Origin of the sequence: Herbiconiux sp. A18JL235 (assembly GCF_040939305.1) — a bacterium.
Taxonomy (GTDB): domain Bacteria; phylum Actinomycetota; class Actinomycetes; order Actinomycetales; family Microbacteriaceae; genus Herbiconiux.
In genome coordinates this window covers 1,934,745-1,950,350 of the sequence record NZ_CP162511.1, presented here as the reverse complement: position 1 = coordinate 1,950,350, position 15,606 = coordinate 1,934,745, and the positions used below count along the sequence as shown (strand labels likewise).

At 69.8% G+C, this 15,606-nt stretch carries 18 protein-coding genes; 6 read left to right on the top strand and 12 right to left on the bottom strand.

Annotation, left to right across the window (positions count from 1 at the left end; translation table 11 throughout):
* Positions 1-6: 6 nt before the first annotated feature.
* Positions 7-519, top strand: a complete 513-nt coding sequence (locus ABFY20_RS09070) for an aminoacyl-tRNA deacylase (RefSeq protein WP_368499613.1) — start codon at positions 7-9, stop codon at positions 517-519.
* 64 nt (positions 520-583) lie between these two features.
* Here ABFY20_RS09070 and ABFY20_RS09065 read toward each other — a convergent pair whose 3' ends face one another.
* The 6 genes from ABFY20_RS09065 to leuA all read right to left on the bottom strand — a co-directional run bounded on the left by ABFY20_RS09065 (position 584) and on the right by leuA (position 5,689).
* A complete protein-coding gene (locus ABFY20_RS09065) occupies positions 584-766 on the bottom strand; it encodes a hypothetical protein (protein WP_368499612.1) in 183 nt (60 codons plus the stop codon).
* The gene (locus tag ABFY20_RS09060; protein WP_368499611.1) at positions 763-1,440 is read right to left on the bottom strand and encodes a DsbA family protein; all 678 of its coding nucleotides are present in this window, start codon (positions 1,438-1,440) and stop codon (positions 763-765) included. Before ABFY20_RS09060 ends, ABFY20_RS09065 begins: the two co-directional genes overlap by 4 nt.
* A 27-nt stretch (positions 1,441-1,467) precedes the next feature.
* Positions 1,468-2,328, bottom strand: coding sequence for an isoprenyl transferase (locus ABFY20_RS09055; RefSeq protein ID WP_368499610.1), 861 nt, complete (start codon positions 2,326-2,328; stop codon positions 1,468-1,470).
* Entirely contained in the window at positions 2,325-3,077 is a 753-nt protein-coding gene (recO, locus tag ABFY20_RS09050; RefSeq protein WP_368499609.1) for a DNA repair protein RecO, read from the bottom strand. Before recO ends, ABFY20_RS09055 begins: the two co-directional genes overlap by 4 nt.
* Before the next feature lie 96 nt (positions 3,078-3,173).
* On the bottom strand, positions 3,174-3,848 hold the full coding sequence (locus ABFY20_RS09045; RefSeq protein ID WP_368499608.1) for a GAP family protein: 675 nt from the start codon (positions 3,846-3,848) through the stop codon (positions 3,174-3,176).
* A 74-nt stretch (positions 3,849-3,922) separates the two neighbouring features.
* Positions 3,923-5,689: a 2-isopropylmalate synthase gene (gene leuA, locus ABFY20_RS09040; protein ID WP_368499607.1), complete on the bottom strand. Its 1,767-nt coding sequence runs from the start codon at positions 5,687-5,689 to the stop codon at positions 3,923-3,925.
* Between the two features lie 205 nt (positions 5,690-5,894).
* On the opposite strand from leuA, the gene ABFY20_RS09035 reads away from it, so the two are divergent.
* The 4 genes from ABFY20_RS09035 to ABFY20_RS09020 all read left to right on the top strand — a co-directional run bounded on the left by ABFY20_RS09035 (position 5,895) and on the right by ABFY20_RS09020 (position 8,292).
* Entirely contained in the window at positions 5,895-6,338 is a 444-nt protein-coding gene (locus ABFY20_RS09035; protein WP_368499606.1) for a TlpA family protein disulfide reductase, read from the top strand.
* Positions 6,335-6,802 carry a DUF4395 domain-containing protein gene (locus ABFY20_RS09030; RefSeq protein ID WP_368499605.1) on the top strand — a complete coding sequence of 156 codons (468 nt, stop codon included), beginning with the start codon at positions 6,335-6,337 and terminating at the stop codon, positions 6,800-6,802. The genes ABFY20_RS09035 and ABFY20_RS09030 overlap by 4 nt, the downstream gene beginning before the upstream one ends.
* 94 nt (positions 6,803-6,896) lie before the next feature.
* Positions 6,897-7,322, top strand: a complete 426-nt coding sequence (locus tag ABFY20_RS09025) for an OsmC family peroxiredoxin (protein ID WP_368499604.1) — start codon at positions 6,897-6,899, stop codon at positions 7,320-7,322.
* Positions 7,323-7,395: 73 nt separating this feature from the next.
* Entirely contained in the window at positions 7,396-8,292 is an 897-nt protein-coding gene (locus tag ABFY20_RS09020) for a TIGR01777 family oxidoreductase (RefSeq protein ID WP_368499603.1), read from the top strand.
* A 37-nt stretch (positions 8,293-8,329) separates the two neighbouring features.
* On the opposite strand, the gene ABFY20_RS09015 is transcribed toward ABFY20_RS09020, so the two are convergent.
* Positions 8,330-8,767, bottom strand: a complete 438-nt coding sequence (locus ABFY20_RS09015; protein ID WP_368499757.1) for a hypothetical protein — start codon at positions 8,765-8,767, stop codon at positions 8,330-8,332.
* Positions 8,768-8,790: 23 nt separating this feature from the next.
* Entirely contained in the window at positions 8,791-9,663 is an 873-nt protein-coding gene (gene dapB / locus ABFY20_RS09010; protein WP_368499602.1) for a 4-hydroxy-tetrahydrodipicolinate reductase, read from the bottom strand.
* A 72-nt stretch (positions 9,664-9,735) separates the two neighbouring features.
* On the opposite strand from dapB, the gene ABFY20_RS09005 reads away from it, so the two are divergent.
* Positions 9,736-10,209, top strand: coding sequence for a GNAT family N-acetyltransferase (locus tag ABFY20_RS09005; RefSeq protein ID WP_368499601.1), 474 nt, complete (start codon positions 9,736-9,738; stop codon positions 10,207-10,209).
* Here the strand turns inward: ABFY20_RS09005 and ABFY20_RS09000 are convergent.
* From ABFY20_RS09000 to ABFY20_RS08985, 4 genes are all read right to left on the bottom strand, one after another.
* Positions 10,206-10,808 carry a histidine phosphatase family protein gene (locus ABFY20_RS09000; protein ID WP_368499600.1) on the bottom strand — a complete coding sequence of 201 codons (603 nt, stop codon included), beginning with the start codon at positions 10,806-10,808 and terminating at the stop codon, positions 10,206-10,208. The two genes, ABFY20_RS09005 and ABFY20_RS09000, sit on opposite strands and share 4 nt — an antisense overlap.
* On the bottom strand, positions 10,808-12,169 hold the full coding sequence (locus ABFY20_RS08995) for a M16 family metallopeptidase (RefSeq protein ID WP_368499599.1): 1,362 nt from the start codon (positions 12,167-12,169) through the stop codon (positions 10,808-10,810). The genes ABFY20_RS09000 and ABFY20_RS08995 overlap by 1 nt, the downstream gene beginning before the upstream one ends.
* Before the next feature lie 42 nt (positions 12,170-12,211).
* The gene (locus tag ABFY20_RS08990) at positions 12,212-12,997 is read right to left on the bottom strand and encodes a hypothetical protein (RefSeq protein WP_368499598.1); all 786 of its coding nucleotides are present in this window, start codon (positions 12,995-12,997) and stop codon (positions 12,212-12,214) included.
* Between the two features lie 143 nt (positions 12,998-13,140).
* Entirely contained in the window at positions 13,141-15,438 is a 2,298-nt protein-coding gene (locus ABFY20_RS08985; protein WP_368499596.1) for a polyribonucleotide nucleotidyltransferase, read from the bottom strand.
* Between the last annotated feature and the right edge of the window lie 168 nt (positions 15,439-15,606).

The following is a 15,606-nucleotide window of genomic DNA, read 5'->3' as shown; positions in this document are numbered from 1 at the left end:
GGTGCTGTGGAGAACTCATCCGACACCGCAGCCCAGCCCGAGGGGATCGAGCGGGTGCGCGCCGACGCCGCGCGCCTCGGACTCGACGTGGAGATCGTCGAACGGCCCGCCGCCGACTCGCTCGAGGCCGCCGCGGCGCTGCTCGCCCTCGAGCCCGCCGACATCATGAAGAGCCTCGTCGTGAAGCGCCACGACGGCGGCTTCCTGTTCGCACTCATCCCGGGCGACCGCCAGATCAGCTGGCCGAAGCTGCGCGCGCTGGTGGGGGTCAACCGGCTGTCGATGCCCCACCAGGACGTGGCTCGCGAGGCAACGGGGTACGAACGCGGCACCATCACCCCGCTCGGCAGCAGTACGCCGTGGCCGGTGTACCTCGATGCGGCGTTCGCCGGCCGGTCACGTGTCGCGATGGGGGCGGGTGCGCACGGCCACAGCGCCTTCGTCGACGCCGATGCGCTGGCCGCCGCGCTCGGGGCCACTGTGGCCGACATCTCCGATCCGATGGCGCCGCGGTCGTGAGCCGGGTCGCTGCCGTGAGCCGCTCCGCGACCTGAGTCCGCTGCGACGACAACGCGCTGCGGGCTCAGAACGAGCAGGAGTCGCCTTCGCAGCTCGCACCGGCCGGCCCGAGCAACGCCAGCGGCATCACCGCCGGCGTGACGGCGGTCTCCGGCGTCTCGGGGGCGTCGGTCTGTCCGACCCGGACGACGACGGGACCGTCCGCCTGAGTCGCGGCCTCGGCCGGGGTGGTGCCGGCCGAGCTCACGCCCCCACCTCGCGTCGGTCGCCCGCGACCTGCGACAGCACCTGCACGAACGCCGCGGCATCCTGAGCACCCGAGACGCCGTACTTGCCGTCGATGACGAAGAAGGGCACGCCCTGGATGCCGTAGGCCGCCGCCTGGCGCTGGTCGGCGTGCACGTCGGCGAGGTATTCGTCGGTCTCGAGCGAGCGCACCACGTCGTCGCGGTCGAAACCGAGCTCGGTCGCGAGGTCGGCGAGGTCGTCGAGGCGCCCCACGTGCCGTCCGTCGACGAAGTAGGCCTTCAGCAGAAGCTCCTTCGCCTCCAGCTGCTTGCCGCGGGCCTTGGCGTAATGCAGCAGCTCGTGCGCCTTCACCGTATTGGTGTGCTTCACCGCGTCGAAGTCGTAGTCGAGCCCCACCGACGACGCGATGCCCGTGACGCGGTCGAGCATCTGCTCGACCTGCGCGACCGGCATGCCCTTGCGCGCGGCGAGGTAGTCGGTCGTGCTGCCGTCGAAGTCGACCGGGGTGTCGGGCGACAGCTCGAAGGAGTGGTATTCGATCTCGACGGGCAGGGAGTCGCCCGACTGCGCGTACTCCTCGAGCCCGTTCTCCAGCTTGCGCTTGCCGATGTAGCACCAGGGGCAGGCCACGTCTGACCAGATGTCGATCTTGATGGGTTCGGTTTCACTCACGACGGAAGCAACGCGCAGCGCGCCCGACTATTCCGCCTCCGACTCCTCCACAGCGACGGATGCCGACGGCTTGTCCACAGCTCCGCCGAAACGGCGGGCGCGCCCCTTGTAGCGCTCGATAGCCTCCCACAGGTCGACCCGCGTGAAATCGGGCCACAACCTGTCCAAGAAGACCATTTCGGCGTAGGCCGACTGCCAGGGAAGGAAGTTCGAGGTGCGCTGCTCTCCAGAACTTCGCACGAAGAGATCGACGTCGGGAAGCTCGGGCACGTACAGGTGCCGTTGGATGAGCTTCTCCGACACCGCGGAGGGGCGGATGCGCCCCGCGGCCACGTCGTCGGCGATGGCCCTCACGGCGTCGGCGATCTCGGTGCGGCCGCCGTAGTTCACGCACATGGTGAGGGTGAGGGTCGAGTTCGCGGCCGTGAGCTGCTCGGCGAACTGCAGCTCTTTGATCACGCTCGCCCAGAGCTTGGGCTTGCGGCCCGCCCAGCGGATGCGCACTCCCCACTCGTTCAGCTGGTCTCGCCGGCGGTGCAGCACTTCGCGATTGAAGCCCATGAGGAAGCGCACCTCGTCGGGCGAGCGCTTCCAGTTCTCGGTCGAGAACGCGTAGACGCTCACATGCTTCACGCCGATCTGGATGGCGCCTGCCACCACGTCGAGGAGCGCGGCCTCACCGGCGCGGTGACCCTCGATGCGGGTGAGGCCGCGCTGGTTCGCCCAGCGCCCGTTGCCGTCCATCACGATCGCGACATGCTTCGGGACGGCAGCCGCGGACATGTCGGGGGGCTGCAGGCCGGTCCAGTCGAGCGGCCTGAAGGGCTCTGCGTAGCGGGAGGTGGTGCGGGGAGGCTCGGCGCCTGAGCGTCTGAGGACAGGACTCACGGGGAGGGGACCTTCTTCGTCGTCTGCGACCGTTCGACGTGCTCGAGAGAGCGGAGCCCGCGTTCCAGGTGCCATTGGGTGTAAGCCGCCACGATACCGCTCGCCCGTGATCGGGTCGGCGCTTCCGACGCGTCGGCGGTCTGCCAGTCTCCTGTGAGGAGGGCGGCGAGAAGCTCGAGGGTGCCGGGGTCGAGGCGCGGCGTGCCGGGAGGTGCGACGCCGTCGCTCACCACCCCGCCGAGCTGCACCACGAAGGCGGAGTGCGGGCCCGCCTCCCCCGTCACCGCGCAGTCGTAAAAGCTCGGCGCCCAGCCGGCCATGGAGAGCGCACGAAGCAGGTAGGAGTCGAGGGTGAGCGCGGGCCCGTGCTCTCCCCGGGCGAGGGAACGGAGGGCGCCCACCAGGAGGAGGTACTGCTGCAGCGACGGCTCGGTCTCGGTGAGCTTGTCTGCGGTCTCGACCATGGCATTGGCCGCCGTGTAGCTGGCGTAGTCGGCGGTGATCTCGGCACCGTACGAGCCGAGCGTCACGGCCTGCGTGATGGTGTCGAGGGTGCGGCCCTCGTAGAACTGCACGTCGGCGACCATGAACGGCTCGAGCCTGGCCCCGAACTTCGAGCCGGTGCGGCGCACACCTCGGGCCACGGCACGCACCTTGCCGTGCTGGCGGGTCAGCAGGGTGACGATGCGGTCGGCCTCCCCCAGCTTGTGGGTGCGCAGCACGACGCCTTCATCTCGGTAGACGGGCACCCTTCCAGTATCCCTCTCACCGGTGCCCCCACGGCCGGGCCGCGCCGCGCACGCGCTGCGCCCGCACCCGCGCCTCCGCGGCACCCGTCTCGCGGCTCAGAACGACTCGAACGCCCTGCCGAGCTGGATCGCGCCGAGCAGCACGAACAACACCGCCATGATGAGGGCGTTGTGCCTGATCAGTCCCACCTTGGCCGACTGCAGCCCGGCCGACACTGTCGTCGAGCCCGAGCCGCCCACCGCGCAGAGCACCAGGAGCCCGAGCGACGACACCCCGGCGAACACCGCGCTCGCCACGATCACGAGCGGCCAGTCGAGGTGCTTGCTGCCGATGACCGCGCCGGCCGCCACGGCGATCGGGATGTTCTTGAGGTTCACGAGGCCCAGGAGGAGTCCGAGCCCCGCCGACTTCATCACGCCGAACGAGTCGATCGACGCGAGCCACCTCGGCTCCGCCGGCTTCTGGACTTTCTTCGGCCGCTTCTGCCAGCTGCGGAAGGCCAGGTAGAAGAACAGTGCAGCGAACGCGAACCCCAGCACGATGTGGAACACCCGGGCGAAGAACGCGTCGTTCTCGGTCGTGCCCTTGAGGCCCGACGACAGACCGAGAGTGAGCGCGAAGAACGCGACGGCGAACGCCACGGTGAACACCACGGCGTTGCCTCGGCCGCGCGGCCCGAGCGAGAGCGTGATCACCGCGACCAGGGGCAGCGGCGAGATGATCACCGCGAACGCGAGCGGGAGCGTCTCCCCCAGCACCTGCCAGAACATGTGCTCACCCTAGCGGGCGGGCTCACTGTCGACGGTCGGATGCTGCGAGGAGACGCCCCCGGAGAAGCGTGCGGTCAGACCCCGGCCAATTCGCGATCGGCGTCGCGCACCCGGATCGCCCGGTTCACGGCGCTCACGACCGCCTTCAGCGAAGCGGTCGAGATGTCGGCGTCGATTCCGACGCCCCACAGGCGCGTGCCGTCGACCTGCAGCTCGACGTACGCCGCGGCCAGCGCGTCGCCCGATGCACTCAGCGCGTGCTCGACGTAGTCGTACAGCTTGATGTCGACGCCCTGCTCGCTCATCACCTTGAGGAAGGCGTCGATCGGGCCGTTGCCGACGGCACCCGCGTCGATGACCTCGTCGCCGATGCGCAATTCGACGTCGAGCGACACCGATCCGCCCAGATCGCTCGCCGTGCGGGTGCGGGTGAGCTCGAAGCGCCCCCACTTCTCCTCGGCGCGGTCGGCCGGAGCCGGCAGGTACTCGTCGTTGAAGATCGCCCAGATCTGGTCGCTGGTGACCTCGCCGCCCTCCGCATCCGTCTTGGCCTGCACGACCCCGGAGAACTCGATCTGGAGCTTCCGCGGCAGGTCGAGGGCGTGGTCGGTCTTCAGCAGGTAAGCGACACCGCCCTTGCCCGACTGGGAGTTCACCCGGATGACGGCCTCGTACGAGCGGCCCAGGTCTTTCGGGTCGACCGGCAGATACGGCACCGCCCAGACCAGGTCGTCGACCGACTTGCCGTGCTCGGCGGCCTCGGCGGCCATCGCCTCGAAGCCCTTCTTGATCGCATCCTGATGCGACCCGCTGAACGCGGTGTAGACCAGGTCGCCGGCCCACGGGCTCCGCTCGTGCACCTTCAGCTGGTTGCAGTACTCGGCGGTGCGTCGCACGTGGTCGAGGTCGGAGAAGTCGATCTGCGGGTCGATGCCCTGGGTGAACAGGTTGATGCCGAGCGCCACCAGGTCGACGTTGCCCGTGCGCTCACCGTTGCCGAACAGGCACCCCTCGATGCGGTCGGCCCCGGCCAGGTAGCCCAGCTCGGCAGCGGCAACCGCCGTGCCCCTGTCGTTGTGCGGGTGCAGCGAGATGATGACGTTCTCGCGGTACTTCAGGTGGCGCCCCATCCACTCGATCGAGTCGGCGTAGACGTTCGGAGTCGCCATCTCGACGGTCGAGGGCAGGTTGATGATGACCTTGCGCTCCGGCGTCGGCTCGAACACCTCCAGCACCTGGTTGCAGACGTCGACGGCGAACTCCAGCTCGGTGCCGGTGTAGCTCTCGGGCGAGTACTCGTAGTAGACGGCGGTCTCGGGCACCGTCTTCTCGAACTCGCGGCACAGTCGCGCGCCCTCGAGCGCGATGTCGATGATGCCCTGCTTGTCGGTGCGGAAGACCACGTCGCGCTGCAGCACGCTGGTGGAGTTGTACAGGTGCACGATCGCCTGCTTCGCGCCGGCGATCGCCTCGTAGGTGCGCTTGATGAGGTGCTCCCTGGCCTGCGTCAGCACCTGGATGGTGACGTCGTCGGGGATGGCGTTCTCCTCGATGAGCGAGCGCACGAAGTCGAAGTCGGTCTGCGAGGCGCTCGGGAAGCCGACCTCGATCTCCTTGTAGCCCATCTGCACCAACAGATCGAACATGATGCGCTTGCGTTCGGGACTCATCGGGTCGATGAGTGCCTGGTTCCCGTCTCGCAGGTCGACGGCGCACCAGCGCGGCGCCTGGGTGATGACCTTCGACGGCCAGCTGCGGTCGGGCAGCTCGACCGCGATCTGCTCGTGGTACGGGCGGTACTTGTGGATCGGCATGGCCGACGGAGCCTGATTGTTCTTCATGACGTGCGTTTCCCTCTGCGTTCTCGGCGAGATGTGTGGTCAGCCCATGGCGAACTCCGCGACGAGGGAGGCCTGAGAATTAGGACTCGTCGCGGCAGCTAAGAAGGAGCAGACCGAACAGCACGGCCCCAGGTTACCACTACGACGCGTCACAATCGTCACACTCGCCCCGGCCCGGGCTGCAGCGCCCTACTCTTCCCTCATCATGAGCTGGACAGCACCCCTCGCCTTCATCGTCGCCCTGGTGGCGCTGTCGACCGTGCTCGGCGTGCTCTGGCGCGCCCGTCAAGGACGCGCCACGCCCACCCCGCGGCGCGTGACCGGCACGGGCGCGAACCGCCAGGCGCTCGAGCCGGCCCTGTTCGCGGCGGGCGGCTTCGGAGACCGGGCGACCCTGGTGCAGTTCTCCACCGACCACTGCGCCTCGTGCCCGTCGACGCGGCGCGTGCTGCGCGAGATCTCGGCGGCGACGACGGATGTCGCGTACCTCGACGTCGACGTCACGAACCGCGCCGACCTGGTGCGACGGTTCGCCATCCTGCAGACCCCCACCACGCTCGTGCTCGACCGCCACGGCGTCGTACGCACCCGCATCGGCGGTGCCGCCCGCCGCGCCGTCGTCGAGAAGACCCTCCAGGAGCTTCGATGATCGACCCCCGCGCACCCCGCTTCGCCGCCGGCATCACCGCCGTGCTCCTGCTCGTCGTGGTAGGCCTCGCCTTCGCCTTCCCCACCGGGCCGGAGACTCCGCTCGAGGTCCGCATCGGCAACCCCGCCTTCGCCCTGCTCGCGGCGCTGGCACTGCTCTTCCTCTGGGGAGCCACGGCGGGCGTGCGCCGGCACCCCTTCGGTGTGCTGTTCCGCGAGCTGGTGCGCCCCCGACTCGCCCCTCCCACCGAGCTCGAAGACCCCCGGCCACCGACCTTCGCGCAGCTCGTGGGGTTCGTCGTCACCGCGGCAGGCCTGCTGCTCGCCCTGATCGGAGTGCCGTGGGCCCTTCTCGCGGCGGCCTCGCTCGCCTTCGTCGCCGCGTTCCTCAACGCCGTGTTCGGCTACTGCCTCGGGTGCCAGATCTACCTCCTCCTCGTGCGCCTGAAGCCCGTGCGCGTCTGAGCTGCAGCTCGGTGCCCCGCGTGGCGACCAGCGCATCCGGTGTCTGCGCACGACGGAGCGCATAGTCTGGGAGCTACCGAGAGGGAGGTTGCCCATGGCCATCACGAGTGAAGCGACGACGGTCTGGCACGGAGACCTCCTCTCCGGCGCCGGCACCACCACCCTCGACAGCTCCGGTGCCGGGGCGTTCTCGGTGAACTGGAAGGCCCGTTCCGCGGGAGCGGCAAGCACCACGACCCCCGAAGAGCTGCTCGGCGCCGCGCATGCCTCCTGCTTCTCGATGGCGTTCTCGCACGCCCTCGCCGAGTTCGGCACCGTGCCCGAGTCGCTGCAGACCACGGCCGCCGTCACCTTCGACCCCGCCGAGGGCATCACGGGCAGCCACCTCCTCGTGAGCGCCGTCGTGCCGGGCATCGACGAGGCCGACTTCCAGCGCATCGCCGAAGAGGCCAAAGCCGGCTGCCCCGTGTCGCGAGCCCTGGCCGGTGTGCCCATCACCCTGGAGGCGAGCCTGGCATGACGCACCCGCCGACCGTGCGTGACGAGATGACGACCGACGGATGCGCGAAGCGGCGCACTGAGGAGACGACCCGATGAGCGCCTCCAAGACCGTCCTGATCGCCGGGGCCTCCGGGTTCATCGGCACCGAGCTCACCGCCCAGCTGGAGGCCGCCGGACACACGGTGCTGCGCCTCGTGCGACGCCCCGCCCGCACCGCGCTGGAGCGCACCTGGGACCCGGAGGCGCGCTGGATCAAGACCGTGCACCTCGACGACGCCGACGCCGTGGTGAACCTCTCCGGCGCCTCGATCTCCCGCCTGCCGTGGACCTTCCAGTACAAGAAGGAGATCCTGCAGTCGCGCATCGCCGCGACCACCACCCTCACCGAGGCCATCCTCCGCTCGGAGAACCCGCCCGAGGTGTTCGTCAGCGGTTCGGCGGTCGGCTTCTACGGCGACCGCCCGGGCGAGCTCCTCACCGAGTCCTCGCCGATGGGCACCGGGTTCCTCGCGAAGGTCGCCGCGGCGTGGGAGCGTGCGGCCGAACCGGCCCGGGCGCGCACCCGGCTCGTGACGGCGCGCACCGGCATCGTGGTGGGCAACGGCGGCGGGGCGCTGAAGCCCCTTTCTCTGCTCGCCAAGTTCGGTCTCGCGGGCCCCCTCGGCGACGGCTCGCAGATCTGGCCCTGGATCAGCCTGCACGACGAGGCTGCCGCCATCCGTCACCTGCTCTTCGGCACCGAGGTCGCCGGCCCCGTCGACCTGGTCGGTCCGCACCCGGTGTCGGCGGGCGAGATCGCCCGCAAGCTCGCCGAGAGCATGCACCGCCCGTACTGGCTGCCGGCTCCCGCGTGGGCGATCAAGGCGGTGCTCGCCGACGCGGGGCGCGACCTGCTGCTGTCGAACCAGAACGTGTCGGCGCAGAAGCTCGTCGCCTCGGGGTTCGTGTTCCGCGAGCAGACGATCGACGAGGCGCTCGCGCGGCTGTAGAGATTCGGAACGCGGACACGCCCGCAGCCGGCGTGCCTCAGGCGGAGGCGGGCCTGCCCTTGCGCTCGTCGCGCTCGAGTGCGATCGCGGTGCGCAATGCCGCGCGGGCCCTGCGGCGGTCGCCCGACGCGTCATAGGCGAGTCCGAGCCGGAACCACGCCCGCCAGCTCGTCTCGTCGGCCTCCACGTCGAGGCGGTACTGCTCGAACTCCGCGTCGGCCGCGGCGCGCTCGGGCCTCCCGCTCGGGCGCTTCGGCAGGTCGTCGACGGGCAGCTCGTCTTCGCGTTCGAGCCGCTCCACCAGCTGCTGGGTGCGCACCCCGAACATGAGCTCGCGCACGAGCGCCCAAGCGCCCACGATCGGCAGCACGATGAGGAAGACGCCGATGGCGATGCCGATCGGCTCGCCGGTCATCACGAACATCACGGCGCGCTGGCCCACCAGCACCAGGTAGACCGCGAGCAGCACCGCCATCAGGATGGCGGCGGCGCGACCTCTCACGGGGTCACGCTCGTGGCCGAGGCGGCCTGTCCCGAGACGTTCTCGGGGGCCGCGTCCGGGGTGTCGGCGTCGGCGCCCGGTGCGCCGGAGGCACTCGTGCCGTCACCGGCACCCGCCTTCGCACCACGGCTGCTCGCCGCGTCGAGGTCGAGCACCTGGTCGAGCCCCACGACGACACCCCGCGCCGTGACGGCGGCGGCCAGCGCCACCCGGATCCCCGACTCGTAGGCGGTCGACGAGATCGTCTCATGGCTGATGGTGAGCACCTCGCCGGTGCCACCGAACACCACGTCCTGTTTGGCCACGATGCCGTTCAGCCGCAGGCTGTGCACCGGGATGCTCGCCACCTGCTGGCCGCGAGCCCGCTGGTCGCTGTGCGGCGCCGCGACCGGCCCCTGCGCGGCGCGCGCGGCCTGCATCAGCTCCGCCGTGCGCACAGCGGTGCCCGACGGTGAGTCGACCTTCGAGGCGGAGTGCGCCTCGATCACCTCGATCGAGTCGAAGAACCGCGCGGCGAGGGCGGCGAACGAGGTGGCCAGCACCGAGCCGAGGGAGAAGTTCGGGATGACCACGACCCCCGACTGCGGCTCGTCGCCGAGGGTGCGGCGGAGCGCGGTGATGCGCTCGTTCGACCAGCCGGAGGTGCCGATGAGCACGTTGCGCCCGTGGGCGACGGCGAACTCCACGACGCCCTGGCTCACCCCGGGCACGGTGACGTCGACCACGACGTCGCCTGCGAGCATCTCCTCGAGCTCGCTGCGGGAGTCGAGGGCCGCGGCCAGCTCGTACTCCTCCGACGCCTCGACGATGGCCGTGACGACCCGTCCCAACTTGCCCGTCGCGCCGACGACCGCCACCTTCGTTGTCATGCCTTCAATCTACCCGGCACGAGCCTGCGCCCGGCCGAGCGCCCACCTCGTGGGGGTTTGTACTGTGGATTCATGCGCATCCGCACCGGCGACGTCTCGGCCCCGGCCGAACGCGCCCTCCTCGACGACTACTTCGCGTACCGCGCCGCGGCGTTCCCCACGGCAGGCGGCTACTCCGTCGCCCATCCCGACCCCGCAGCCTTCGAACCCCCGGCCGGGGTCTTCCTGGTCGTGGAGGACGATGCAGGAGTCGCCGTAGGGTGCGGCGGCATCCGGATGCTGCCCTCGACCGAGGCGGAGACTGTGCGCTACGAGGTCAAGCACGTCTGGATCGACCCGGCAGCCCGTTCCCACGGCTGGGCGACCGAGCTGCTGCTCGAACTGGAGCGGCGGGCGCTCGAGCTGGGCGCCACCGAACTCGTTCTCGACACCCACCACACCCTCGAAGCGGCGGCCCGGCTGTACTCCCGCCTGGGCTACCTGCCCACCACCCCCTACAACACCAACCCCAACGCCACCCGCTGGTACCGCAAGCCCCTGGCCTAGTAGGGCTGCGGCTCGTTCACGCCCGTCCGCAACTCCACAGGCAGGTGTCCGAGGTCGTTGTAGGCGACGAGTTCGGGCATGCGCCCCGACTTCGACCTGATGATGGTGAGGCCGCAGTGGGCCTGGTTGAGGCCGACCCAGCGCCAGTCGGGCGCGTCCATCGCTTCGCGGACGAACCAGGCGATGACGAAGTTGTGGGTGATGAGCAGCTCGTGGGTGGTTCCGCGCCCCGGGGTGAGGAACTCGGCGGTCGCGTCGGCCATCTGCGCCCGGCCGGCCTCGGTCTGGTCGTCGGTGACGGAGTTGAAGAAGGGCTCGAAGCTGTGCGGCATCTGTGGCGAGTAGCCGGTGGGCACGCAGTCGAAGAGCAACGCGGAGGGTTGCGGGTCGAGCGCCGGGAGATGCTCGGCCATGATCGTCGCCGTCTCTTCGGCGCGCTGCAGGGGAGAGTGCCAGACGGCGTCGAACGGCACCCCGCCGAGCCGGTCGGCGAGGGCCCGCGCCTGCCTCTGGCCGCGCGGAGACAGCGGGCCGTCGTCGACGCCGTGCTCGGCGTCGAGCTGCTCGCCGTGGCGGACGAGGTACAGGGTGTGAGCCATCAGACCGGCGCCACCTGACGGAAGGCGTAGTCGTCGATGGGGCCCACCGCCGCGACGCTGAGGGGGCCGGCGGCGAGTTCGCGGGCGAGTTGCTGCACGTCGTCGGCCGTGACGGCCATGAGCCGCCGCACGCTCTCGTCGAGGTCGACGAACTCACCCAGCGTGAGCTCCGAGCGACCGAGCCGCGACATGCGGGTGTCGCTGTCTTCGAGCGCGAGAGCTGCAGAGCCGGAGAGCTGGCCGTGTGCCCGGTCGAGCTCGTCGGCGGTGATGCCGTCGGAGGCGAGGCGGCCGAGCTCGGCGAGCATGAGTTCGCTGACATCGCCTTCGCGGCCGGGCGTGCATCCGGCGAACATGGCGAACACGCCCGCGTCGGAGTAGCTGGGGGCGAAGGAGTAGACGGAGTAGGCGAGGCCGCGCTTCTCACGCACCTCCTGGAACAGCCGCGACGACATGCCGCCGCCGAGCACCGAGTTGAGCACGGCCATGGTGGTGCGGCGCTCGTCGGTGGCGACGATGCCGGGCAGACCGAGCATCAGGCTCACCTGCTCGGTGGGCTTGCCGACGACGCGCAGCGGGGAGGCGCCCACGAGCGGGGCGGCAGTCGACGAACGGCGGGGGCGGGGCGCGGCGGCGAGGCCGAGGTTCCAGCCGGCCGCGACGAGGGCGGTGGTGACCTGGGCCACGAGCACGTCGTGGTCGACGGCTCCGGCGGCAGCCACCACGAGGTCATTGGCCCGGTACTGGGCGCGATAGTGCTCCCAGACGGCGTCGCGGGTCGCCGCTCGGATGGTGTCCGGGGTTCCGCCGACGGGCCGGCCGAGCGGATGCGCGCCCAGCACCGCCTCGAACAGCCGCTCCCCCACGACGTCGCCCGGGTCGTCTTCGGCCATCGCGAGCTCTTCGAGGATGACCCCACGCTCGGTCTCGAACTCGTCGCTGTCGAGGAGCGAGGAGGTGAGCATGTCGGCGATGACCTCGACCGCCATGGGCAGGTCGGCGTCGCGCACCTTCGCGTAGTAGCAGGTGTATTCCTTGCTGGTCACCGCGTTGTGCTCGCCGCCGACCGAGTCGAAGGCGATCGCGATGTCGAGCGCCGAGCGGCTCGGGGTGCCCTTGAACAGAAGGTGCTCGAGGAAGTGGGTCGACCCGAAGTGCGACGGCGAAGCGCCCTCGGCGCCGGTCTCGTCGCGCGAGCCCGCGGCCACCCAGTAGCCGATGGTGGCACTGCGTGCGCCCGGGATGTGCTCGGTGAGGATGCGCACCCCGCTCGGCAGGATCGTGAGACGTACGACCCCTTCGGCGACATCGCCGATGGTGAGCTCGGACAGGTCGAGAGGGAGAAGTACGGCGCCGTTCATCACCTCAACCCTATCCGGCGCATCCCGTCCCCCACCTGTGCGTTACGCCCGTGGCGTACCCGCTGCCATCACACTCCAACCGTCGCTCCACCCGAGTGCGAGCCCGTCGGGCCCGGCGTCCACCCTGATGGGTGGGTCGCAGATGACGAGGTACCCGGAGCGCATCCAACAGTGGTCGATCAGCCGAGCGGCCTCGATGAAGGGCCGCCATGCCTCGAATTCGCGGGCTCCGAGCTCGGTCATCACCTCGGCGAATCGGGCGTCGAGCGCGAAGTCGATCGAGTACAGGTCTCGGTAGAAGTACCATGCCGGTGGCGACGCATCGTCGAGGGCATCGATGATGGAACGCCGGAGGTCGGCGAGCTCAGGGGGCTCGCAGGCACCCCAGCACTCGTCGACGACATCGGCGCCGTGCACGTCGCGAGCGCGTCGCAGGATGTCGGCCCACAGCCGCGCCTCCGGCGGCACCTCCCGGTCGAGGGCGAGCGCCCGACGGGGTCGGCCGGCAATCGACGAGCCGACCTGTCCGCGGAGGTCTTCGACGAACCGGTGAGGCACAGCATCCTCGGCCCGAGAGTCGGCGGGCGGACGGTCGAGTCCCAGCGCATCGCCGTAGAGAAGCGGTGCGATCCCGCACGCCCACATCCCGGCGCGGGGCGACTCCACATGCACCACGAACTGGGCGTCGCAGGCGTAGGCGACCCGGTAGGCAGCTCTGAGGGCGGTTTCACGCTCATGTCGCCCGATACCCGTGGTGCGCGTCGGCCAGTTGGCGAATCGGGCCGCGACGCGACATCGAACCTCGTGTGGGGTGAGCGTAGGCGACATCTACTCAGTTTAGTGGCGCAAAGCGCTCTCAACACGATCTTGGGAGCACTGTGCGCGATCGACGCGGCAATCCGGAGCGCCAGACGACGGATGCCCGCCCCACCGGAGTGGGACGGGCATCGGTCATCGTGCCTGCGGGGCTCTCAGCCCTCGGCGGGCGCCTCGGGGCCCTCGCTGTGCGCGGAGGAACCCTCGGTGTCGGCCGGGTCGGCCTCGGCGAGCACCGGGGCGAGCGACAGCTTTCCGCGGTCGTCGATCTTGGTGATCTCGACCAGGATCTTCTGGCCGACGCCGAGCACGTCTTCGACGTTCTCCACACGCTTGCCGCCGGCGAGCTTGCGCACCTCGGAGATGTGCAGCAGTCCGTCTTTGCCCGGGAGGAGCGAGACGAAGGCACCGAAGGTCGCGAGCTTCACGACGGTGCCGAGGAACTGCTCGCCCACCTCGGGGTTCTGCGGGTTCGCGATGGCGTTGACCTGGGCGCGAGCGGCCTCGGCCGACGGGCCGTCGACGGCGCCGATGTACACGGTGCCGTCGTCTTCGATCGAGATGTCGGCGCCGGTCTCGTCCTGGATGGCGTTGATCGTCTTGCCCTTCGGGCCGATCAGCTCGCCGATCTTGTCGACGGGGATCTGCACCGAGATGACGCGAGGTGCCGTGGGGGCCATCTCGTCGGGCTGGTCGATCGCCGCGTTCAGCACGTTGAGGATCGCCTCGCGGGCGGCCTTGGCCTGCTTCAGCGCACCGTCGAGCACCGAGGTGGGGATGCCGTCGAGCTTCGTGTCGAGCTGGATCGCGGTGATGAACTCCGAGGTACCGGCGACCTTGAAGTCCATGTCGCCGAGCGCATCCTCAGCACCCAGGATGTCGGTGAGCGCCGCGTAGCGGGTCTCACCGTCGACCTCGTCGGAGACGAGGCCCATCGCGATGCCGGCGACGGGTGCGCGCAGCGGCACACCGGCGTTCAGCAGCGACAGGGTGCTGGCGCACACCGATCCCATCGACGTCGAACCGTTGGAGCCGAGGGCCTCCGACACCTGACGGATGGCGTAGGGGAACTCCTCGCGCGAGGGCAGCACCGGCACGAGCGCGCGCTCGGCCAGGAAGCCGTGCCCGATCTCGCGACGCTTCGGCGAACCCACGCGGCCGGTCTCACCGGTCGAGTAGGGCGGGAAGTTGTAGTGGTGCAGGTAGCGCTTCTTCGTGATCGGGCTCAGCGAGTCGATCTGCTGCTCCATCTTCAGCATGTTCAGCGTGGTGACGCCCAGGATCTGGGTCTCGCCGCGCTGGAAGATGGCCGAACCGTGAACGCGCGGGATGACCGCGACCTCGGCGTCGAGCGGACGGATGTCGGCGAGGCCACGACCGTCGATGCGCACACCCTCCTTGAGGATGCGACCGCGCACGACCACCTTGGTGACGGACTTGTAGGCGGCCGAGACCTGGCCGAGCACGGAGGCGTCGAGCGAACCCTCCTCGACCCGGGCCGCGATGGCGGCCTTGACGCGATCCTTGAGGGCGTCGTCGGCGTTCTGGCGCTCGATCTTGTCGGCGATCTGGTAGATGCCGACGAGCTCGTCGTAGGAGAGCTCGGCCACGGCGTCGTAGGCGGCCTGGGTGTACGGCGGGAAGACCGGGTAGTCGAGCACGGCCTTGTTCGCCTGCTGCGCCATCGAGGCCTGCGCCTCGACGAGCTGCTTGATGAACGGCTTCGCGGCCTCGAGGCCCTCGGCGACGACGGCCTCGTTGGGTTTCGTGGCGCCGGCCTTGATGAGGTTCCAGGAACCCTCGGTGGCCTCGGCCTCCACCATCATGATGGCGACGTCCTGCGAGCCGTCGGCCGCGGTGACGACACGACCGGCGACGACGAGGTCGAACACGGCCTCCTCGAGCTGCGAGGCCTTCGGGAACGCGATCCACTGGTCGGGCTCGGTGCCGAAGCCCGGCATGAGCGCGAGGCGCACACCACCGATGGGGCCCGAGAACGGGATGCCGGAGATCTGCGACGACGCCGAGGCGGCGTTGATGGCGAGCGAGTCGTAGAACTCGTCGGGTGCGATCGACAGCACGGTGATGACGACCTGCACCTCGTTGCGGAGGCCGTTGACGAACGACGGGCGCAGCGGGCGGTCGATGAGACGGCAGACCAGGATCGCCTCGGTCGAGGGACGGCCCTCACGACGGAAGAACGAGCCGGGGATCTTGCCGGCGGCGTAGGAACGCTCTTCGACGTCGATGGTCAGCGGGAAGAAGTCGAAGTTGTCTTTGGGGTGCTTCGACACGCTCGTCGCGGAGAGCAGCATGGTCTCCTCGTCGAGGTACGCGGCGACGGCTCCCTGAGCCTGCTGCGCGAGACGGCCGGTCTCGAACCGGACCGTGCGGGTGCCGTACTTGCCGTTGTCGAGAACGGCTTCGGCGAATTTGATCTCAGGACCTTCCAAGAGGTCTTTCTCCTTTGTTTAGCGTCGCGGCCCCGTGTGGGCGCGCGACTCCTCGCGTGGGAGCAGGCGGAATAGCAGGGATTTCAGACGTTCCCTGAACGTGTCGAGGGGCGTGTGCTGGCCACCAGTAGACAATCTCCGAACGAGGGTTCGGAAACCAACCACCGA

What these genes read in the sequence shown, in the direction of transcription:
- ABFY20_RS09005 (WP_368499601.1), top strand. Translation starts at nt 9,736, where the DNA reads ATGCGCATCCGCACCGGCGACGTCTCGGCCCCGGCCGAACGCGCCCTC.
- dapB (WP_368499602.1), bottom strand. Translation starts at nt 9,663, where the DNA reads ATGACAACGAAGGTGGCGGTCGTCGGCGCGACGGGCAAGTTGGGACGG.
- ABFY20_RS08995 (WP_368499599.1), bottom strand. Translation starts at nt 12,169, where the DNA reads ATGAACGGCGCCGTACTTCTCCCTCTCGACCTGTCCGAGCTCACCATC.
- ABFY20_RS09000 (WP_368499600.1), bottom strand. Translation starts at nt 10,808, where the DNA reads ATGGCTCACACCCTGTACCTCGTCCGCCACGGCGAGCAGCTCGACGCC.
- ABFY20_RS09025 (WP_368499604.1), top strand. Translation starts at nt 6,897, where the DNA reads ATGGCCATCACGAGTGAAGCGACGACGGTCTGGCACGGAGACCTCCTC.
- leuA (WP_368499607.1), bottom strand. Translation starts at nt 5,689, where the DNA reads ATGAAGAACAATCAGGCTCCGTCGGCCATGCCGATCCACAAGTACCGC.
- ABFY20_RS09015 (WP_368499757.1), bottom strand. Translation starts at nt 8,767, where the DNA reads ATGGCGGTGCTGCTCGCGGTCTACCTGGTGCTGGTGGGCCAGCGCGCC.
- ABFY20_RS09045 (WP_368499608.1), bottom strand. Translation starts at nt 3,848, where the DNA reads ATGTTCTGGCAGGTGCTGGGGGAGACGCTCCCGCTCGCGTTCGCGGTG.
- ABFY20_RS09035 (WP_368499606.1), top strand. Translation starts at nt 5,895, where the DNA reads ATGAGCTGGACAGCACCCCTCGCCTTCATCGTCGCCCTGGTGGCGCTG.
- ABFY20_RS09020 (WP_368499603.1), top strand. Translation starts at nt 7,396, where the DNA reads ATGAGCGCCTCCAAGACCGTCCTGATCGCCGGGGCCTCCGGGTTCATC.
- ABFY20_RS08990 (WP_368499598.1), bottom strand. Translation starts at nt 12,997, where the DNA reads ATGTCGCCTACGCTCACCCCACACGAGGTTCGATGTCGCGTCGCGGCC.
- ABFY20_RS09030 (WP_368499605.1), top strand. Translation starts at nt 6,335, where the DNA reads ATGATCGACCCCCGCGCACCCCGCTTCGCCGCCGGCATCACCGCCGTG.